At 45.0% G+C, this 19,429-nt stretch carries 14 protein-coding genes; 4 read left to right on the forward strand and 10 right to left on the reverse strand.

The window, feature by feature from the left end; genetic code table 11:
* The 9 genes from H6F50_RS19630 to H6F50_RS19660 form a co-directional block, all read right to left on the reverse strand.
* On the reverse strand, window positions 1-6,430 hold a 6,430-nt coding region (locus H6F50_RS19630; protein ID WP_190429995.1), incomplete at its 3' end, for a non-ribosomal peptide synthetase.
* Window positions 6,431-7,172: 742 nt separating this feature from the next.
* A complete protein-coding gene (locus H6F50_RS19635) occupies window positions 7,173-7,403 on the reverse strand; it encodes a hypothetical protein (protein ID WP_190429996.1) in 231 nt (76 codons plus the stop codon).
* Between the two features lie 8 nt (window positions 7,404-7,411).
* Window positions 7,412-7,534, reverse strand: a complete 123-nt coding sequence (locus H6F50_RS27715; protein WP_347276935.1) for a hypothetical protein — start codon at window positions 7,532-7,534, stop codon at window positions 7,412-7,414.
* Window positions 7,525-7,791 carry a hypothetical protein gene (locus H6F50_RS27250; protein ID WP_242029118.1) on the reverse strand — a complete coding sequence of 89 codons (267 nt, stop codon included), beginning with the start codon at window positions 7,789-7,791 and terminating at the stop codon, window positions 7,525-7,527. The genes H6F50_RS27715 and H6F50_RS27250 overlap by 10 nt, the downstream gene beginning before the upstream one ends.
* Entirely contained in the window at window positions 7,766-8,119 is a 354-nt protein-coding gene (locus tag H6F50_RS27255) for a hypothetical protein (protein ID WP_242029119.1), read from the reverse strand. Before H6F50_RS27255 ends, H6F50_RS27250 begins: the two co-directional genes overlap by 26 nt.
* A gap of 30 nt (window positions 8,120-8,149) precedes the next feature.
* Window positions 8,150-9,796 carry an SAM-dependent DNA methyltransferase gene (locus tag H6F50_RS19645; protein ID WP_190429997.1) on the reverse strand — a complete coding sequence of 549 codons (1,647 nt, stop codon included), beginning with the start codon at window positions 9,794-9,796 and terminating at the stop codon, window positions 8,150-8,152.
* A 12-nt stretch (window positions 9,797-9,808) separates the two neighbouring features.
* Entirely contained in the window at window positions 9,809-10,771 is a 963-nt protein-coding gene (locus H6F50_RS19650; RefSeq protein ID WP_190429998.1) for a XamI family restriction endonuclease, read from the reverse strand.
* 205 nt (window positions 10,772-10,976) lie between these two features.
* Window positions 10,977-11,186, reverse strand: coding sequence for a hypothetical protein (locus H6F50_RS19655; protein WP_190429999.1), 210 nt, complete (start codon window positions 11,184-11,186; stop codon window positions 10,977-10,979).
* Window positions 11,187-11,262: 76 nt separating this feature from the next.
* The gene (locus H6F50_RS19660) at window positions 11,263-12,231 is read right to left on the reverse strand and encodes a site-specific integrase (RefSeq protein WP_190430000.1); all 969 of its coding nucleotides are present in this window, start codon (window positions 12,229-12,231) and stop codon (window positions 11,263-11,265) included.
* A 1,149-nt stretch (window positions 12,232-13,380) separates the two neighbouring features.
* Here H6F50_RS19660 and H6F50_RS19665 point away from each other — a divergent pair.
* The 3 genes from H6F50_RS19665 to H6F50_RS19675 all read left to right on the forward strand — a co-directional run bounded on the left by H6F50_RS19665 (window position 13,381) and on the right by H6F50_RS19675 (window position 18,369).
* A complete protein-coding gene (locus H6F50_RS19665; RefSeq protein WP_190430001.1) occupies window positions 13,381-15,096 on the forward strand; it encodes a helix-turn-helix transcriptional regulator in 1,716 nt (571 codons plus the stop codon).
* Between the two features lie 702 nt (window positions 15,097-15,798).
* Complete coding sequence (locus tag H6F50_RS19670) at window positions 15,799-17,937, forward strand: hypothetical protein (RefSeq protein ID WP_190430002.1); 2,139 nt, start codon at window positions 15,799-15,801, stop codon at window positions 17,935-17,937.
* A 156-nt stretch (window positions 17,938-18,093) separates the two neighbouring features.
* Window positions 18,094-18,369 carry a hypothetical protein gene (locus H6F50_RS19675; protein WP_190430003.1) on the forward strand — a complete coding sequence of 92 codons (276 nt, stop codon included), beginning with the start codon at window positions 18,094-18,096 and terminating at the stop codon, window positions 18,367-18,369.
* A gap of 43 nt (window positions 18,370-18,412) precedes the next feature.
* On the opposite strand, the gene H6F50_RS19680 is transcribed toward H6F50_RS19675, so the two are convergent.
* On the reverse strand, window positions 18,413-18,637 hold the full coding sequence (locus H6F50_RS19680) for a hypothetical protein (protein WP_190430004.1): 225 nt from the start codon (window positions 18,635-18,637) through the stop codon (window positions 18,413-18,415).
* Window positions 18,638-19,061: 424 nt separating this feature from the next.
* On the opposite strand from H6F50_RS19680, the gene H6F50_RS19685 reads away from it, so the two are divergent.
* On the forward strand, window positions 19,062-19,346 hold the full coding sequence (locus H6F50_RS19685) for a fertility inhibition FinO-like protein (RefSeq protein WP_190430005.1): 285 nt from the start codon (window positions 19,062-19,064) through the stop codon (window positions 19,344-19,346).
* The last annotated feature ends 83 nt before the right edge of the window (window positions 19,347-19,429 follow it).

Raw genomic sequence — 19,429 nt, forward strand, 5'->3', positions numbered from 1 at the left:
CTAACTCAAAGAAATTATCGCGGATGCCTATCGGCTGAACTCCTAAAACTTTTTCCCAAATTTTTACTAACCGCAACTCTAAATCATTTTTAGGAGCAACAAAGCTTTCTACTGACTCCTGTTCAATTAAATTGGGTGCAGGTAAAGCGCGTCGGTCAATTTTGCCGTTGGGAGTCAAAGGTAAGGCGTCTAATATGACAAATGCTGCCGGAACCATATAGTTAGGCAACCTATCTTGCAGGAAGCTGCGTAATTCCGTAGCAGCGGGAATTAACCCTGGATGAGGAACTACATAAGCGATTAGACGCTTGTCGCTAGAGGATTCTTTAGAGGCCGTTACGACGGTTTCTTTAACAGATGGATGTTGAGCTAGAGTGGCTTCAATTTCGCCTAGTTCGATGCGGAATCCGCGAATTTTGACTTGAAAATCTCTCCGACCCAAAAATTCTAGATTGCCATCTGTTCTTAAACGACCCAAATCTCCGGTGCGATAAATACGGCACTTTCCTCCTTGAGGATCGGGTAAAAATGCTGCTTGCGTTAGTTCTGGTTTTTGCCAGTAACCTAAAGCAATGTGTTTGCTTTTGATAGCTATTTCCCCATAAATTTCCGCATTATTTCCAGCGCGATCGAGCAATAAAATCTCGGTATCTTCTACTGGATATCCTACAGGAACGAGATTTCCTATTTCGGCATTTTCCTTGTTTATAAAATATTGAATGGTAACAGTCGATTCTGTCGGGCCTAAACCATTAACGAAGATGCAGTTTTGGGAGAAATATCTTTGATATAATGCTACATCTTGTTTAACGACTTCTTCTCCCCCTAAAACTACTAACCGAACCTTCGGTAAAGCTGATTCTTCTTGCGGCGCGGGTAGGGTGGCGAGAAAGTATCGATAGACAGTGGGAGTTGAGTGATAAATGGTAATTTCTTGTTGCTTTAATCTCTCGGAAAAATTGTTTAGATTTTCTTCTTTGATGTCGAGCGGATATAGAGTCGCCCCATTTAACAAGGCTCCAAAAATATCCATAATCGCCGCATCAAAGCTGTAAGATGAGAGCAAAGTAAGTCGATCGCTAGGAGCAATGTGGAGATCATTTGTGTAGTTTCTGATGAAATGCAGAACGTTGCGATGGTTTTGGACGACTCCTTTAGGTTGTCCAGTAGAACCGGAAGTATAGAGAATATAAGCTAAGGTATCTGGTGCAATTGTTATTTGCACTTCGTTTTCAGTTTGGCTGAAGTCAATTTCATCGAGATTGATGAGGGGGATGCTCCCTTGGGTTAATTCTTCAGCTAAAGCCAAATTTTTACTGTTGCTTAGAAGTGCGGTAGCTTGGCAATCTTCCAGGATATAGTTCAGTCTGAGTTTAGGATAATTTGGGTCGAGAGGAACATAAGTTTTGCCCGCCTTTAGCACCCCCAAAATAGCAGCGATCGCCCAAGCATCATGTTCCAATAACAGAGCAATTTTTTCAGAAGTGCTGCCATAAAGTTGCAGGATAGATTGAGCGATCGCATTCGCTTTATCATTTAAGGTGTTATAAGTCCACTGATGTTTTTCAGTCCAAACTGCAATATTGTGTGGATATTTCCTCACCTGTTCTTCAAAGCGATCGGGAATAGATTGCTCAATGGCAGATTTAGGAAACTCTGTATAGGGTTGAGACGGACAGACAATATTTTTACTAGCTTGCAGTCTTTGCCGCTCTATTAGACTCAATAAAGACAGATTACCAATAGGTTGTTCTGGAGCGGTGATAATACTTTCTAATAAAGTTTGAAAACGCTCTTTCATCAGCGCGATCGTTTCCGCTCTGAACAAGTTACGATTGTACACCCATTCAATATTAATTCCGTCTGTATACTCCTGTACGTACAGGCTTAAGTCGAACTTCGTTAAGCGTTCTGGAAAGGACAATACCTCAAGGTCTAAGTTTGCCATTTTTAGGGTTCTATTCCCTAAATTGAGCATATTGAACCACACCTGAAAGATAGGCGTATAGCTCAAACTTCTTTGCGGTTGGAGTTGTTCGACTAACTTTTCAAACTGTAAATCTTGATGAGCGTAAGCTCCTAATGCCACCTCCCGCAATTGATTTAGTAAATTACGAAAATTGAAATTTTCTTCTAACTGAGTTCGCAATACAATCGTATTGATAAAAAATCCGATTACTCCCTCAATATCTCGACGATTTCGACCTGCTACAGGACTGCCAACAACAATATCTTCCTGCCCGGTATAGCGGTAAAGTAGAATTTTAAAAGCCGCTAATAAGGTCATAAACAGCGTCGCATTTTCCTGCTGGCTTAAAGTCTTGAGGCAATGCGAAAGTGTTTTAGGTAACAATTGAGATTCGCTAGCCCCTTGGAAAATTTGAACGGCAGGACGGGGATAGTCAAAGGGTAATTCCAAAACGGGGGGAACGCCTGCTAGCTGCTGTTTCCAATAAGCTAATTGAGTTTCAAGTATCTTGCCTTGCAACTGCTGTCGCTGCCAAAAAGCAAAATCAGCATATTGAACGGGTAGTTCTGGTAACTGGCAGGAATTTCCGCTGATGAAGGCTTCATAAAAACTCGATATTTCTCGAAAGAATATCCCCATTGACCAACCATCAGCAATAATATGATGTATTGTCAACAGCAAAACATGGGATTCTTCACTCAACCGTAGCAGAGAAACTCGCAGTAAGGGAGCGATGTTTAAATCAAAGGGGCGTTGTGCTTCTTCCTTGGCTAAGTCTTGAATTTGAGTTGATTGTTCTTGAGCGGTTAATTCTTGTAAGTTGATAACGGGTAAAGTAAAAATAATTTCTGGTTCGATTACCTGAATTGCAGAACCTTCAATTGCCTGAAAACGAGTCCGCAAAGTTTCGTGACGCTTAATAATAGCTTGGAATGCTTGCTCTAAAGCCGTGATGTTAACTCTTCCTTTTAAATGCAGCGCTCTGGAAATTTTGTAAGCGGTTCTTGCTCCTTCTATTTGCTCTAACAACCACAGTCTGACTTGTACAAAAGATAGGGGGATGTCTCTATCTCTAGGGATTGATGAAATAGTCTCTTCCAGTGGTACTTGAGCTTCTCGATCGAGATTTTCTGCGAGTTCGGCTACCGTTGGTTTTTCAAACAAAGAACGTAGGGGCAAATCCAACTCAAAAGCTTGGCGGATGCGAGATATAATTTGAGTTGCTAATAGAGAATGCCCCCCCAGTTCAAAAAAGTTATCGTAGATTCCGACTCGAACACCTAACAATTCGCTCCAAATATTGACTAAGATTTCTTCTGTTAAATTTCGGGGTGAAACAAAGTTAGTTGAAACTGTCTCCTCAATATTTGGAGCGGGTAAAGCACGGCGGTCGATTTTGCCATTAGGAGTTAAAGGAATGGCATCCAAAAACACAAAGGCGCTAGGAATTGCGTATTCTGGCAGTTTGGTTTGCACAAAACTTCGCAATTCCTTAACTGTTGGTTTTGGCTCTGAATGGGAAACTAAATAACCCACTAAGTATTTGTTTCCTAATTGGTCTTCTCTGGCAATAACGGCTGTTTGTGCGATCCCTGGATGTTGGCTAATTACGGCGGCAATTTCTTGGGGTTCGATGCGAATTCCCCGAATCTTCACTTGCTCGTCTATTCGACCTAGAATTTCCAGCAATTCATCTGGGCGATAGCGTCCGCGATCGCCCGTATAATAAACTAAATCTTGTTCGTCGTCGCGATAGGGATTTTTGACAAATCGTTTCTGAGTTTCTGTAGGATCGTTAATATAACCTAAACTGCGAAATGGCGTCCGCAGCACAATTTCACCGGGTTCTCCAATGCTGCACAATTGGTTATTTTCAGCCAAAATTAATGCTTGAGTTTCCGGCAGCGGCGAACCTATCGGTTGAATTTCAGCCGACATTTTCTCAGGCACAATATAGAAGCACTTCGCTAAAGTTGTCTCCGTTGGACCATAAAAATTAACGATGTTACCCGATTCCGGAAAAGCTTCTCGCCAAAGGCTTACCAAGGTTTCTGTCAGCGGTTCTCCGGCAAAGAATACCCAACGTAAAGCTTTTAAAGAAACACCTGCGGGTTTACCGATTAACCAAGATTGTGCCAAGGTTGGAACGGTGTGAAGTAGAGAAATTTGCTCTCGCTCCAACCAAGGTAAAATAAAGTTTCCGTTTAGGTCAAATCCAACAGGAGGTAAACAAAGAGTTGCGCCATTAACTAAAGGCAGAAAAATATCTCTGAGGATAACATCAAAGGATAATCCTGTTAATTGACCGACTCGATCCGTCGATGCGATTGCAAATGTTTCGCTTTGCCAATGGAGAAAATGGGCCAATCCTTTGTGACAACCTAATACACCTTTGGGAACGCCAGTCGTCCCAGAAGTGAAGAAAATATAAGCAGCATCGTCAGGGAATAGATTAGGTAAATTAGTTGAATTTTTTGAAGGTTCTAAATCGAGAATTTCTCCTGTCTCTGGATTAATTCTGATACAAGGTAAAGATTCTGCTAAATCTGCTGGCGGATGCTGAGTGCCAACGGAGATTAAATATTTTGCTTTGGCTTCAGCTAGCATCAGTTGCTGCCGTTGTCGAGGCAAGTTGGGGTCGAGTGTCAGGAGTACGCCGCCACTGATAAAAACTGCGATCGCGCTGGCAATTAGACCAAAACTTCTGATACCGTATACTGCTACGACTTCTCCCTTTTTAAGTCCTTGGCTTAATAAAATTTGTGCTAAAGAATGAGCAATTTGGGATAATTCGCTATAAGATAGAATGCGATCGCCTTGGCAAATCGCTGGATGTTCTGGCGTTTGCTTCACCCAGTTAACAAATCGATTCGTAACTAATTTATAATCCGGCTGTCCTAAAACAGCAGTGGGATCGGGAGATCCAAGCGGTAATGGCGGACGGGGTAAATCCGAAATGGCTTGGTTCGGATTAGTTGCAATGCCTTCCAGCAAAGCTTGAAAATGCCCTCCCATTCGAGCGATCGTTTCCTTCTCGAACAAATCCCCGTTGTACACCCAATCCAGTCTTATCCCTTCAGCTTGCTCCCGCACATATAAAGTTAGATCGAACTTAGATGCAGCTTCCGAACTCGGAATAAATTCTACTGCGAGTCCTGGCATTTGCATTGCCTGGAACTCTAAATTAACCATATTAAATAACACTTGAAATAGGGGATTGTAGCTCAAACTTCGTTCCGGTTGCAGTTCTTCTACTAACTTCTCGAAAGGCATCTCCTGATGCTGATATGCCCCCAATGTTACCTCCCTGACTCGACCCAAAAGTTCTCTATAACTAGGATTCCCATCCAACTGAGTGCGAAGCACAACAGTATTGAGAAAAAAGCCAATTAAACCTTCGAGTTCGGGACGATTGCGACCTGCGACAGGAGTGCCAACTACAATATCTTGCGAGCCGCTATAACGATAGAGTAAGACCTTGAAAGCCGTTAATAGGGTCATAAAAAGCGTGACCCCTTCGCCTTGGCTTAAAGTTTTGAGTGCTTCGCTGATACTTTTATCAAGCTGTTGCGATTGCTTAGCGCCACTGAAAGTTTGAACCGCGGGTCTTGGGCGATCGATCGGCAATTCTAATAAAGGCGGTACGCCGTCGAGCTGTCGTTTCCAGTAAAAAACTTGTTCATCAAAAACTTTTCCTGCCTGCCATTCTCGTTGCCAGTCAGCAAAATCAACGTATTGGATCGGCAAATTGGGTAGTGATGAATAATTACCTTTAGAAAAGTCCGAATAAAGAATTGTAAGTTCTCGATACAGCAAGTTTAGCGACCAACCATCAGAGATAATGTGATGCAGGGTTAATAGTAAAATATGTTCTTTTTCGCCTAAACAAAGTATAGTTACTCGAATTAATGAATCGTTTTCTAGATCGAAGGCTTGTAAACGTTCGTTGTCAATTAACTTTTGTAATTCAATAACACGTTTGTTTCCGGAATACTTCCGTAAATCTACTAGGTTTAAGCAGAAATTAGCTCGATCTCGAACGATAGCGATCGGGCTACCATCGCAGGAAGAAAAGTTAGTGCGTAGAACTTCGTGACGCTCGACGATTGACTTTAAAGCTTGCTCTAGGGCAGTTACGTTTAGCTGACCTTGCAAACGCAACGCCATCGGCACATTGTAGGCAGAACTTTCGCCCTCTAGCCGGTCGAGAAACCACACTCGTTGTTGGGCAAAGGATAGAGGTAAGTCTTGGTTTCTGGGAACAGGTTTGATGGACGTGGGGGCGTCTGGATTAACTTGCTGGAGAAAAGCGACAATCTCTGATTTACGCGATTTCATTTGAGCCAGCATATCTGGGGTCAGAATTCCTGGAGTAGCACTGTACCGCAAACGCTCTCCATCAATCCATAGCTTAATCTCAAGACGGCGCAGTTCCGATAAAAATTCTGTAATGGGTTTCATTATTCTTTTTCGAGATTATTCTATGAGGACTACTAATAAATTATGAATAGGTTAATGACAAAACTCCTGAATTTACTAGAGCTTATAGTATAAGATAGCCGACAGGTTCAAACAATGCCAACAGTTTTAGCTGTAACTGGTAACACTCGCTTGTTCTCCTTTTCCTCTGTGGAAAATCAATTGACTAGCAACAAGGACAATTTATTGATACCTGCTATCGATTTGAGAAACAGAAACTTCTAAACAATTTACTATTGCAAAAGTTGAAAAATTTTTATTAATATTGCAAGAGCTGAAAGAGTTTTATGGCACACTCCACGGTCAGGTAGTTTCCTCTAAAAATAATATGGAGATGTTCTATTGCCTTAACTTCTTTAATCACGAATTCAGATACTAGCACCTGATGATTTAACCAGCATTGGGGCAAGTACGAAATCTTGATTCCTGTCAAAAATTCGGAGTTTATAGGTCAATTGAAGAAGTTCAATTATTCCTCAAGTAGCGATAAATTAGCGTGTAGAAGGTAACTCTAGCTTAGTGCCGCTTATCGCTAACAACGGATTCGCAGATTAAGCTCACATCTTTTACCTTTTCGGGCAGGGCATTAGGAAAGGATTCCTATATATTTCAGCTTTACAGATATATCTCGTCATTTTTCAACGCTTCAGAGTTATCAACTTGAATGGCTCCAGAAGAGCTGTTTATACATCCTCATTCGCACGTTTCTCGACTGGCGAACGCACTACGAGAAATGTGCGTATTCCGGATTGGAAGAAAATCCTCTCTCAACTCCAATCGAGGGTTCCTGAACCGCTGCCAAAAGTAGTAGGGTCATCGGTTCTGCTAGCTTCCAATCTGACCCAACGATGCCGCTGTACTTGAGAAAATCTGGGGTTAACAGGGTGGGATTGAAATTGGAAGCGATGAGGGCAATCGCAAGTTCTTCAAAAGCTGGTGTTGGTGTTGGGGTCATGGAGATATTTATTTATTCTGACGAAGATTAATTTTTACGTAATTGCATTGCTCCTGCAACGGACACTCAGCGCAGCGAGGGTTCTTAGCCGTGCAGACTGCTGCCCCAAAGTCCAGCAGCGTTAGTTCCACTTTCCCACTTCCGCTTCGGGAGCGACTTGCTCTGCCGCTTTCCAAAGCAGCTTGCAGCGCGACTTTACCCGATTGCCTTGCAACCCAAAAAATCGCTCCAAAATGCGAGCAACATTGGTATCGAGGATCGCTAGAGGCTGAGAGAAAGCATTGGCACAGATAGATCGTGCCGTGTACTTGCCAACTCCGGGCAAAGCGAACAATTGGGCTTCCGCGCTGGGGATTTTGCCTTCATATTGTTCGACAATGACCTGCACCGACTGGCACAGCCGTTCGGCTCGGAAAAAAAAGACCCAAAGGTTGCAAGAGTTGGGCAACTTCTTCTACTGGTGCTGCGGCTAAAGCCTTTAGGGTGGGATATCGAGAGATAAAAACGTTGTAAACGGGAGCTGCTGTCGAGGCTCCAGTCTTTTGCAGTAAAAACTCGGCAACGAAGATGGCGTAGGGATCGCTCGTGCGCCGCCAGGGGAAATCCCGCAAGTTCTGCTCTGCCCAAGCTGCGAGTTGGCGGCGAAGCCACTGAAGTTCTGGGGGTTTAACGTGTTTGACCAGGTTTTCCTCAATCTGAGAGATAGTGACCGTCATAGCAGTTGCTTGGCTCTGATTTAGGATAAGTCAATTAGGCTTTTGCCACAGTGGATTTGCCACATAGCTTAAACTTGGTAAAATCTCAAGAAATTTCTCTGCGATCGCGTTACCCAGTTCCTTCGGCTCCAGCTTATGCAGTCCACCCCCATACACTCGACCCTCACCCATCAGTGTCTCATCATCCATCTGATTGAGAGCCTGCCACACCAACCGTAGCAACTCAGGCTTCTTCAAGAGTGCCTTCTCCAGAGCTGGTTTCGGATACAACATCAAGTAGACATTGGTTGCCGTCGCCATTGAGTGATTCAGGATAAATCGGAAGGGTCTACCTCTGCTGGTGTTCTGACGCCCCATATAGGTGCAGAGGAAAGGGGAAGGCGGACGCTTTTCCTGCAAGTACCAAGGGGAGCGATGCTTGCACAGGTAGCGATCGCTAATTCCATTCTCTACTCCCATCTGGAGATATTTCCAAAGCGACGGATACTTGGCTTTCACCTCGTATAAAGGCAAGTTGCACGTCAGTAGGAATAGCTTGCTTTCCAAAATTGGATTACCAACACTATCAGCTTCAATCTCATCAACTGATAAAAACCGGGGACTAGGCAGAATCGGCTTTAAGAACTCAAGAGGCAGTTGGTGAGTAGAAACTTGCTCTGGTGTCAGCACGAAGAAATGGTTAGCTCCAGTCGCCAAACCCCGTTTAATCGTGAATAAGTCTGACAATTTCAACGGCAGAAATTCGGAATTTCTGCCCTCAGAGGAAAGCGGCATTCCCTCAGTAGAGGCGGTGTCCTTAAGCTTCAACTGCTGACTATTGGAATTCCTGTTACTATACCCCAGCCCAAACTTAGTCCACTTGACCGTATGGCGTAGCACCTCCACTGAAACCAACTCTCTCACTTTTGGTGCTGTCAGACTCCCGCCATAAGTGAACTCAACAGCATGATTTACTGGTGGCAAAGCCTTCCTGAACCAAACAACTGCACTAGACACCAGTGCATCTTCAAACTGCACATCATCAGGATAAAAACGATGAACGCGCAGCAAGGTAACGCGATTGAGCAGATACTCCTTTACTTGCTGTCCATAATTCACGTCCATAAACCCACTGGGGATAAGCCACCCAGCCAGAGCATCAGAAGCCATCCAGGCATCTGAAAGACAGAGGAAGTGGCAGTAGAGTCCGGCTAACCCGCTCAGCTTTATACCGGATGTCTGCTCCGTTGTCCTTTTGAGCCGCAGCTTCTCAAGCCTGGTCAAATGATGATGTCGGACATACGGCGGGTTGCAAATGAGCAAGTTAGCTAGAGCTTCGTCAGAGTTGGGAGGTTTAGCTTGGGTGAAGTCAGCGATAGAGAGTTGTAGCGGCGTGTCACCCCAAAGCTTAATCGCTTCATTCCCGTAATGGGGGTCAATTTCGTATCCTACTGCCTCAACAATTTGTGATAGAGGAAATTGCTGCAATAATGCGGAGTAAAAGGAGCCAGTCCCAAAAGCCGGGTCAAGAAAACGAATCTTGAAGTTTGATGGTAATAGCCCTCTGGCATATTCCAGAATGTCTGTTGCCAGTGCCGTTGATGTGGCAAACTGACCAAGCTGATTTCGCTCAGTTTGGGTTTTGGCAGAATCAAGTTGCTTATTTAGCAATGCTCGTGTTAATTCAGTCGCTGACATTCCGCTTAGGTTTTACACTCCAAACAACGCTAAGTCATCGATGCGATGTTCCCACACCCAGTCAATTCCTTCAGCTGCTTCATAGCCCAAATAGCCACTATCAAAGTAACCGCAAAGGAACAGAATAAAACGAATATTATTGCCGTAGTTGAGTCTTAATTGAGCGACTTTAATGGCTTCTTCTTTGCGTCGCTTGTTGGGATTGGTATAGTCCCCAGCGGATTTTGCTTCAATCAGTAACGGTAAGTCACTAGGGCTGGACTGAAGCGGCTTAATTACAGTGTCAATCGGGATATTAACCTGTTTAATGCCTCCCTGTAAGCTCACCGGAATATTGAGCCGAAACGAGAAAGTTCCAGGCTGCATCGTCTGAAAGCTTAACCCAGCCCCTCCCCTAATGTATGAATAGCCACGCTGTTCCAGCCACTGCCTAATTGTAGCCAGCTGTCTGCGCTCTTGGGCATTGCGAACAATCGGGTCAGCAAGCGCACCACATAGACGATCTGCAACAATTGTCGCTGCTCGGTGAACTTGTGTATCGGTCGGTTCCAGCCCGTTCTCCAGCCAGGGAAAGATGTCTTTGTCGGTCAGTCGTGCAATGATTTGACTGATTTTCTGAAGTTCAACATCAACTAATGTACTGCTCATCCGGGGTGAAATTCGCTGTTTCTCTTCCATGTTTTTGACAAGGTTGGGCGGAACTCCCGCTAGACCAATCAGGCGATCGCGGGCGATGGGCGGTGCTGTCGCCATGCGGAGTATAGGCAGAACTTCCGGATGTTGCCGCAATACAGCGGGTGTGATGTTCGTTAGATTGGCTGTTCGGGCTAAGGCGGATTCGACAGAAATAGTGGTGGCAATGCGAGTATCGCGGTACGCTCCTGGAGCAAACTGCATGAACCAACTGTTGTAGAAGTCTACCGACTGGGCGATATCTGGCTTCCACAAGTGGGGTTTGTCGGCGTTGACTGGCACTGCGTTCCTCTGTATGACCTGAATGAGACAACCCTTGATTGTCGCCTCATTTCAGTCGGTATTGTTTATTTAGAGGTCACAATCACTGCTATCTGCTTGTCCTGAAGCAACGCTCCATCTGCTGTTTGCAGGATGCACTCGCGCTTTCATTTGGCGAGTTTTGATGGGGAGGGGAGATCGCGACTCTCTCATGTTCAGCCAAGATTCAGGTATGGAACACCTCATCATAGATTCCCTGCCATATCGGATGCACCCACCCAGCAATGCGAAGTGCCTTTCGCAGAACTGCTGCCGATAGCCCTCGCTCAATGCTCTCAAAAGCAAGTGCCCACCTGGACAGAACACATAAAAATTCATTCAGCTGTTGCGGGCTAAAAGTGGTGAATGCTTCTGTAAAGCGTCCTGCCTGAGCCAATGCTTCACTTGCAATTTCTTCAAGCTCTGTAAAGACTCTATTGGCGAAGATATAACTACTGATTCATGCTACTACGCTATTGAGTAGTTCGCCCTTTGCTAGGAATTGATAACTTCTCCACAGCTTTTCGTTTAGTTTCCTCTCCCCGACGGTCATATTTAGCCACCACCTCCGGCGAAGAGTGTCCCGCTAAAGAAGCCACCGTCACAATATCAACCCCTGCATCCAATAAATCCGAGCAAAACGTCCGCCGAAAATCGTGAGGAGAAAACAGATCGACCTCAGCTTCCAGTGCCCGTTTGCGAAGAATCATCAGCACCGCTTGGGGCGTTAGAGGTCTAATATGGATTCGACCCCGTTTCCAAGTAGGACACAACAGCGCACCTGGAGAACGTCCCCTAACCTTCAACCAATCTTCCACCAGTGCAATAGCATCGCTTGGAAGGTACACCGTGCGGTTTTTCCCCCCCTTACCCCCCCGTACCTTCACTTCCCCCGTACTCGCCTTAAAATCTTTTAACTCTAAAAACACCACCTCAGCCCGACGCAACCCCACCCGAAGAATCGCAATCAAAGCAGCATCTCTAACACCCGCAGGCGTCGAGTCATTATGGCACGCTTCAAATAACGCCGCAATTTCATCCTCGCTTAAGGCACGGCCCCTGAGTTCCGGATTGCTCCGAATCTGAGGTAAATCAATTGCCTTGGCATAAGCAGTCGCATCCATCAAATCCAGCCGCAGCGCTTCTTTAAGTACCCGTCTCAAGGCACACATCATCTTTCTGACCGTCTCCGGCTTTCGCGAGGCCAGTAACGCTCCCTGCACCGCTGCCGCGTGCTGATAGCGCAACGCCGCCCAATTGAGCGTCATCGCGTCGCACTGACCGTTCGTGAGCAGAGACGCGATCGCATCAAGGGACTGACGCATCGTCGGTCGAGAGCCGGGTGCCAAAAGAGAAAGGTACACCGCTGCTGGGTGAAGCGTCAGAGGCAGCGGCTCGGTCAGTATCAACTCAGAGGTGTCCCAAGAGACAATCCGGGGCATAAATTTATTAGAACAACCGTTCTTGATAATACTCCTAATTGTCCGTCATCCGGTGCATTCAAGCCAATGTAGACGAATAAAAAAGTTCTTCTGTGAAAAAGTTGTACGGCGAATAAAAAAGTTGTACAAAATTAGGACTGGCATCACCCACTACCTGTCGCCAATACGCTGTCGAAGCTGGGAACACCCGCTTATACACGAAGAGCCATTCAGAGGGAAAGCCTTGTGTAATTCATATCCGGGATTGAGCGATCGCTATCGCTTCCCCTTTTCGCAAATGGCTAAAAAAGCCATTATTCGAGCGTATTCCGGATTGGAGGAGAACAAAGCTCAAGCGCCAACTGACCGCTCCAGGTTTCCTGATAGCAAGTCACTTTAATCTACGCCGCCTCATTATATGGAGAAAATCACAAAGGCCGACAGATTTGAGTAACCAAATTGTTTGGGTCGCGAGCTGAGCAGTTTAGCCATGTTGAACGAGGAGACATCTAGCTGGCGAGGGCGACCGCCTTTGTGACCTCTAGCTATTGGAACAATGAAGTTGGCAGGTGAGCAAGTTCGGCTCATCGGTTTACCAGCTTTGTGCCGATACCTGAAGCAATAGGACAAATCGATGACTTACCTTTCCTTGCAGGTCAGGGAGTTGGCTTGGTGCATTAGGTCAGAGCATCGATACCATCATGACAGAAGCAGTAACTGTGCTATCACCAATTTTGCTAAGTAACTCAAAATAAATTCCATCTAACAACCGCATGTATCAGACTTACAAACCCCTTGGTACGGAGTTCAACCCATCGGCAGCCGGTGACGCTAGCCGTTAAACGTGACCATTTCTAAACATAAATTCTAGTGCGATCATTTTCCCTGTTATGTTGTACTCCTACATACTGAATCAGTTGGGGGCGCTTCTTACGTCAGGAAAATTTTACATTGACATTGGGTATCCTACCAAGCAAATCAGCATTGGGAAGCCCTTTGTAGTTAACTCGAATCCGACTGTAGCGGAAATTGGTCAAACGTTTAAAATTTCCTTAGCAACGTACTATCGGCACATTGCCCCCCGGAAGAAAACGGGTGATGCGCTCCCCCGTTGCGCTTTTTACCCCTTTGGGCAAAAATGCTGTTATAGAATCCTACAGCCTAATATCTATGACAGACAAAAATTATATTTATCAATATGCCGAAAAGCTACGCACAGCAAGTAACTTGAAACTTATAGTAATAAAACAGTTACTTATTGAAATATCATGCCAATATTTGTCGTGGACAATAAACCCCACAATACATGAAAAAAAAATAAATTTTCATTCTCTTAATTTATCGTGTGACCCAGTCATAGCTACAGCAAATATAGAGAAATTACTTGAAGAGTATTTTATAGATAAAGATTTTTGGACACAGAAAGCTGAATGGATTTTAAGTAGAATTGATGCTTGGGTAAAAGGCAACAAAAATCCTGAAGAATCAAAATTAATCTTCCGTCTCCAACGGGGTATATTAAAAAAGGACTCAACCCCAGAAGACCGTTTAATCGCCGTCTGTGCGATTGCTACCAGTCGGGAATTTATACAAAAATTTAGAATTCTCGAACTTTCACTAGAGGAATTGGAAAAACTGTTAGGTATCAAAGCTCCTGGAAACTTAACCTTAGTTCCAGAACCTCGATTGTATCAGAATTGTGATTTTGAAGCTTTTCCCACTTCAGCTCCTTACAGTACATGGTTTAGAGTTGCTCCTTATCCTCATAAGTGGCAAGAAAAAGGTATTCATTCTAAGTCATTCAGTAAGGGGCGTCTTGTTAAGATTCAAATAGTGGGGACAGATTTAAGAACTGGTAGGGAAACTATTTTAGAGGGAGATCCAGCCTGGAACATTATTAAATCTCTCAACTGGGACACTCTTAAGCTAAATTTAATCCTTTTAATGTATGCATTAAAAGCTAAAGGAAATTCTTTTATTGTCAAAGGAACGGATATCTTAAAAAGTTTTAATAATAAGCGGACAGATTTAAATATTGAAGTTAAACTAAGAAATCTAAAACAGCAATTTGAAATTCTTAGAACACAATCGGTAAAAGTATTATGGCATATAGGTAGCGGAGGAAGTCAACAAAATCTAAATTGTGATTTGGCAATAGAAAGCGCTGGCTTAGATGACATTTTAATGTGGATTATACCTCACATTAGGTATCAAATTATGCCAGAAAAAGAGTTGTTTGTCGAAGTCATACCTGGTAAGGTTTTCTCTCTATTTTATGTCAATGATAATCAAGCAGGTCATCAAATCAGTTACCTTCCCAAAGAGATTGTAGAGCTAGATACTTACAAATATTGGAGAGAACTAGCGATTGGAATTTACACACTTCTTGAATATCGTATCCGTCGGAACAGACATCACAGAATTGAAACAATTATTAGGGAAACAATACCATCAGATGAAATAGAAGCAGCTTTGAGCAATCGTGTTAAGGGAAGCAGACTGAAAAAGCGTATTCTTAAATGCTTTGACTTCTATAAAGCTAAAAACTGGAGTGTTACCCTAGATTTTCCCAGCGGTGGTTTTTCGGAGTTCTTAGAAGGGACAGTCGATATTATTCCGCGATCGCCTATTCCAGAATTGCAATCACGGTTAGAAAGACGAACTCAACCTAAGCCTGAGACTCCGAAGTTACAACCAGCCCCAAAAAATAGTGATTCTGGAAACTGGCTGCGAGAAGCCAGAACAGAAATGAAGTGGAGTATGGGTCAGTTAGCAAAATACTCCGGTGTAGATAAGAGCGTGATCTCTCGGATAGAACAGGGTAAGCGTAACGCAACTCCAGAGACAATGACCAAACTTAGACAGGCATTAGAGTCTGGCTCTTGACTAACCCTTGCAGAAGGCTCCAGAGATAATGACCAAACTCAGACAGGCATTAGAGTCTGACTCTTGACTAACCCTTGCAGAAGACTTTCGGAAAAAAAGTGTTGTCAGTTGGTCTAGAATCCTGCAACGTTTGCTCTAGAATCTTGTAACACCCAATTTTTATAACCTTTACACTGTAAAGGTTGTAGAGGTGTTGTCAACTCAAGATAAGTATTTTAGATCCAGATAAATTAGCTGACAACTCCAAGTTGCCAAGTTTTGGCAAAATTAGTTTATGCCAATATTTCCACTGGGATTTAACCGTGCCAAAGAGCAGGAGAGCTATTGATATGACAGACGAATAAATAAACAACCCCTGCTCGACTCACAGGACAAGGGTTATGCAAAAGACAAAAAATAAGGGAGTTCTATCCGCACAATCGGAGCAATTGACTGCACCGGATGCGCTTCGAGACTCCCCGACAAAAAAAACTTAATTAAACAGTGGTTGCGGGTAGAGCCACCAAACCAGACAGTACGGCTAAAAGTTTTTCGCCGACCAAGCTAATCTTTGCACCGTGCTGACTGCAAAAAACCAGTGGAATAACCCGCTGGTTCCATTTTACCAAGGTTTTAATCTATGCAGTATAGATTGAAAAAATCTTGGGTTAGGGGGCCTCTAACTCGCTCCACGCTTTGCGACACAAGCGTTGGAGTATTTTTATGGTTGCATCAGCTTCTAAAGCCGCTTCTAGGAAAAAGCTGCCTTTACCACCAACCGACCCAGTGGGAGCGAGATTTTGCGAATATTTTAATCACCCGTGGAATTGTCTATCAGCTCCCGTGCCAGAGCCAGGGAGTAAGCCCCAATGGACGACAAAGAACCGCTACCCCCTCCAACCCCGCAATCTCTGGGCAACGTACAAAGACCCGAACATCATCCTAGGGTTGCGATTTGGCAGCCAGACTCGCTACGCACTCATCGATATCGATAGAGGCAGCGACTACCACCCCAACAATGACCCAGAGAAATTTCAATTAATCCTTCAAGCAGCCGAGAAAATTGGGTTATGTCGCCACTTACCCGTCCAGTCCAGCAGTAGCGGCGGGTTACATATTTACTTCTTCTTATCAGAGCCAGTACCCACCCTTGGGTTAGCCAGTGCCATTAAATTCGCCCTCCTAGATCAAGGATTGCAACTAAGCGGCGGACAGCTAGAAATCTTCCCCAACGTCAAACCCTACAGCAAAGGAAAACCCACCAATTACAACGGACATCGCTTGCCCCTCCAAGCAGGCTCCTACCTGCTGGACACTAACCTCCAACCCCTCACCAACGACATCTCCCGCTTCCTGGACGTGGCTTCTATGCATGGGACAAAGCAGGATATGTCCGAGTTGAAAGAAGCGCTAGCCGCCGCCCAACAACGTCAAAAACTCTCCTACCTCCCCCACACAACGAATAGGGCCGAAGTTTGGAAACGACACTTAGAAACTCGGATTCGCGAAGGTTGGACAGCCTCAGGGCAGACCAACGAACTCTTGAAAGACATTGGCACTTATGGTGTTGTATGGCTAGCCCTCAGCGGTCAACAACTAATAAACTACATTGAAAAGACCGCAATCAACGCCCCAGGTTATCAGCAATACTGCTCCCATCAACATGAAATTGGAGTCAGAGCAAGAGAATGGGCCGTTACAACAGAAAGCTTCTACTCTCCTTATTGCAGCTATCCAGAGCGGTCGCGGACATACTCGGACACATTCAATAAAGACACCAGCTCCGGCGCAGCCAACAACGCAGTACCGTTTGGCGAGCGCATTAACGAGCAACGCAGCGCAATGGCCCAAGAGCGGATAAAAAACGCCCTCTCCCACCTAGATGCCACTAATACCCTGCCCAGCGCGGCCACAGCAAGAGCTAAAGCCCTGATTGCCACAACCAAGCAACTTTTCGGAGTAACGGTTAGCCACAAAACCTTATATAAGCCATCCTATTTAAACTTGTGGCATCCCAAATTCCACAACCAAAGGTGTGAAATAAACCAACCAGAGACAGTTTCAAACACTTCTACGCAGGCAGAAATCGTTCTAGTAGAGCCATTAGAAAACCTGATTGAAGAGCCAGAACCCTCATCTGGACGGGATTCTCAAGAAATTCCTACACCCCCCCCATATATGAAGGTTTTATATGCACCGTCTGCCTCGGATGCCCCTCAAAGGCATCCGGGGGCAGCAGGATCTGACTCCAAAGAGGGGTACGGGGAGGAAAAGGCCGTTGAGCCGTCTTCTGAGGTGCCGCTTTTGTGGGGTTGCTCGGACTCGGAAAGAGCCAGAGGGGAAAAGGTCGTTGAGCCGTCTTCTGAGGTGCCGCTGTTTATGCGGGTGAAGGTGAAGTGTCTTGAGTGGCGGCGAATACCGAAGAATCGGGGCAATATCGAGAGGTGGGTCAGAGAAACCCCTGGCGTGGTAATGACCTCTAACGGTCCCGTGCTAGAAACTGAAGTTGTGCAAACTGAAGTTGTGCAAACTGAAGTTGTGCAGCCGCCGCTTGTTTTAGAAGAGGAAGCGATTTCATCCTCCTCTCCCATGAGTGAAAATCCTCGCTTAATACCCGTTGGCGATAATCTTGACAACCCTGATTTATTGGAAATATCCCCTAGACAGAATGGCGCTGCACCTATTGGTAAAAAATGCCTGATTCAGCAAATTACGGGTACGCATTTAGACCAAACAATTGAATGGGTAGAGGCGGTGATGGTTTCAATCCCTAATCCCCCACGGCAAGGGTACTGGGCTTTTAAGTTGGACTCTGGGGAGTGGGTACCGATATTTGGTGAACAACAGTGGCGGCTGCTCTGATGATTGGCATATTTTAAGAAGCACGATTCCTTTCTCGTTCTCTGTACCAATTGGAGCAGCTCCAAAAATTGAAAAGTGTCAGTAGCGGCTCACAAATTGCTCCTGAGATAGTAGAAGAGGGCAGTAACTACCGTCAAACCTTATGAGTATCGGCTGGTGATAGACCGCTCTGGCAACCGTGCTGTGTTGATGGAAGTCCTTGCTCTTGCTCAGGAACGGCTTATTTTAGTTTGTCCGTGGCCCAACAATTACGCCGTTGATTCCGAAGTGATTCGGAAACATGAGGAACTAATGAAGCGCAAGGTCCACATCGCCATCGGCTGGGGACATCTAAGGCATATTAACAAGGCAAATTTTGGTTCTGGTTCAATGCGCCAGTGGCTTAAATCCAGTTCCATTCTCTACCGCGCCCTGCCAAAACTGGAGCTTTAGAACAGAAATATCCAGACTGATTCAAGCTAAAGCGACTGGGAACCTATGAGAAGTTTACCTTCGTGCGCGATCGCTCAGTTAAGTGGGGAAGACTAAATATGATAGACCACTCTACCGTCAGTAACGAGGTCTGCCACGAAACGCCCAAGGCAATGTGGAGAACGTCGATCTCCAGCACATCTAGTCTACTGGTACGGGTGGAATTAAGCTGATGTGCCCATAACAGTTGGGCTGATTGAGTTTCAAGGTCATCTCTTGAGCAGATCAAACAGATGATAAATCCTTACTTAGCTAAAAAGCGTGTTGATAAAGGATGCGAGCGCTTGTTTTATCTAGGCGAAATTTAGGGATACGAGCGCATATTTGCAGATGTGTGCCCTGACAAATTGACAGCGGTAAGAAGGGCGCTGGATAGGATAGGTTTATAAGTAAGATTTTGGCTGAAGTTCTTAGGAGGTTGACGTTGGTTCTAAAGAGAATGCCAGCCCGCTAGCAGGGAGATGGGACAGGGAAACGAGCGGCGGGAGTGTGTTTAACGCCTCACGGCATCTCTCGGTATAGTTACTAAGTTGGCAACCATTTCGGAGCGCCGAAGTCTCGTGTTTAACCCCTTACGGCATCTCTGGGTGGATGTCACGGGTTTGCTGCATTTCTTACAGGGTTGAACCCCTTACAGCATCAGTGGAGGATAAATGACAACTTCAGGAAAGCTTGAAATCACCATTAAAATCAGCGAATTTCCAGCCGATGTAAAAACCGTTGAGAATGGCTGGAAGTCATTTGCAATTGACTGTGACGGGCGGCTTGTCAGCGTTACTGTTAAACCGAAGGTCTTTAAGAAGCTAGAACAGGCACAAGCCGAGTACCCCATGTGGGTGGCAGCGCTCGCTGGAAAGATGGGTCAAACGAGTGAAAACGGCTTTGTGCTACTAGAGCCAAACATCCAAGTTTTTGAGAAGGTGCGATTCGTTGCCTAGTGAATCACGGTACTCAGTCCGTACATAACTAAGCCAGCTAACAATAGCTGAACTTTCAGATTGATATAGGTGAAAATCTTATC

The sequence above is a fragment of the Coleofasciculus sp. FACHB-712 genome, from assembly GCF_014695635.1.
Classification (GTDB): domain Bacteria; phylum Cyanobacteriota; class Cyanobacteriia; order Cyanobacteriales; family FACHB-T130; genus FACHB-T130.

Coding starts and splice junctions, on each gene's coding strand:
- H6F50_RS19635 (WP_190429996.1), bottom strand. CDS start 7,403: ATGACCCCAACACCAACACCAGCTTTTGAAGAACTTGCGATTGCCCTC.
- H6F50_RS27255 (WP_242029119.1), bottom strand. CDS start 8,119: ATGACGGTCACTATCTCTCAGATTGAGGAAAACCTGGTCAAACACGTT.
- H6F50_RS19645 (WP_190429997.1), bottom strand. CDS start 9,796: ATGTCAGCGACTGAATTAACACGAGCATTGCTAAATAAGCAACTTGAT.
- H6F50_RS19660 (WP_190430000.1), bottom strand. CDS start 12,231: ATGCCCCGGATTGTCTCTTGGGACACCTCTGAGTTGATACTGACCGAG.
- H6F50_RS19665 (WP_190430001.1), top strand. CDS start 13,381: ATGACAGACAAAAATTATATTTATCAATATGCCGAAAAGCTACGCACA.
- H6F50_RS19670 (WP_190430002.1), top strand. CDS start 15,799: ATGGTTGCATCAGCTTCTAAAGCCGCTTCTAGGAAAAAGCTGCCTTTA.
- H6F50_RS19685 (WP_190430005.1), top strand. CDS start 19,062: ATGACAACTTCAGGAAAGCTTGAAATCACCATTAAAATCAGCGAATTT.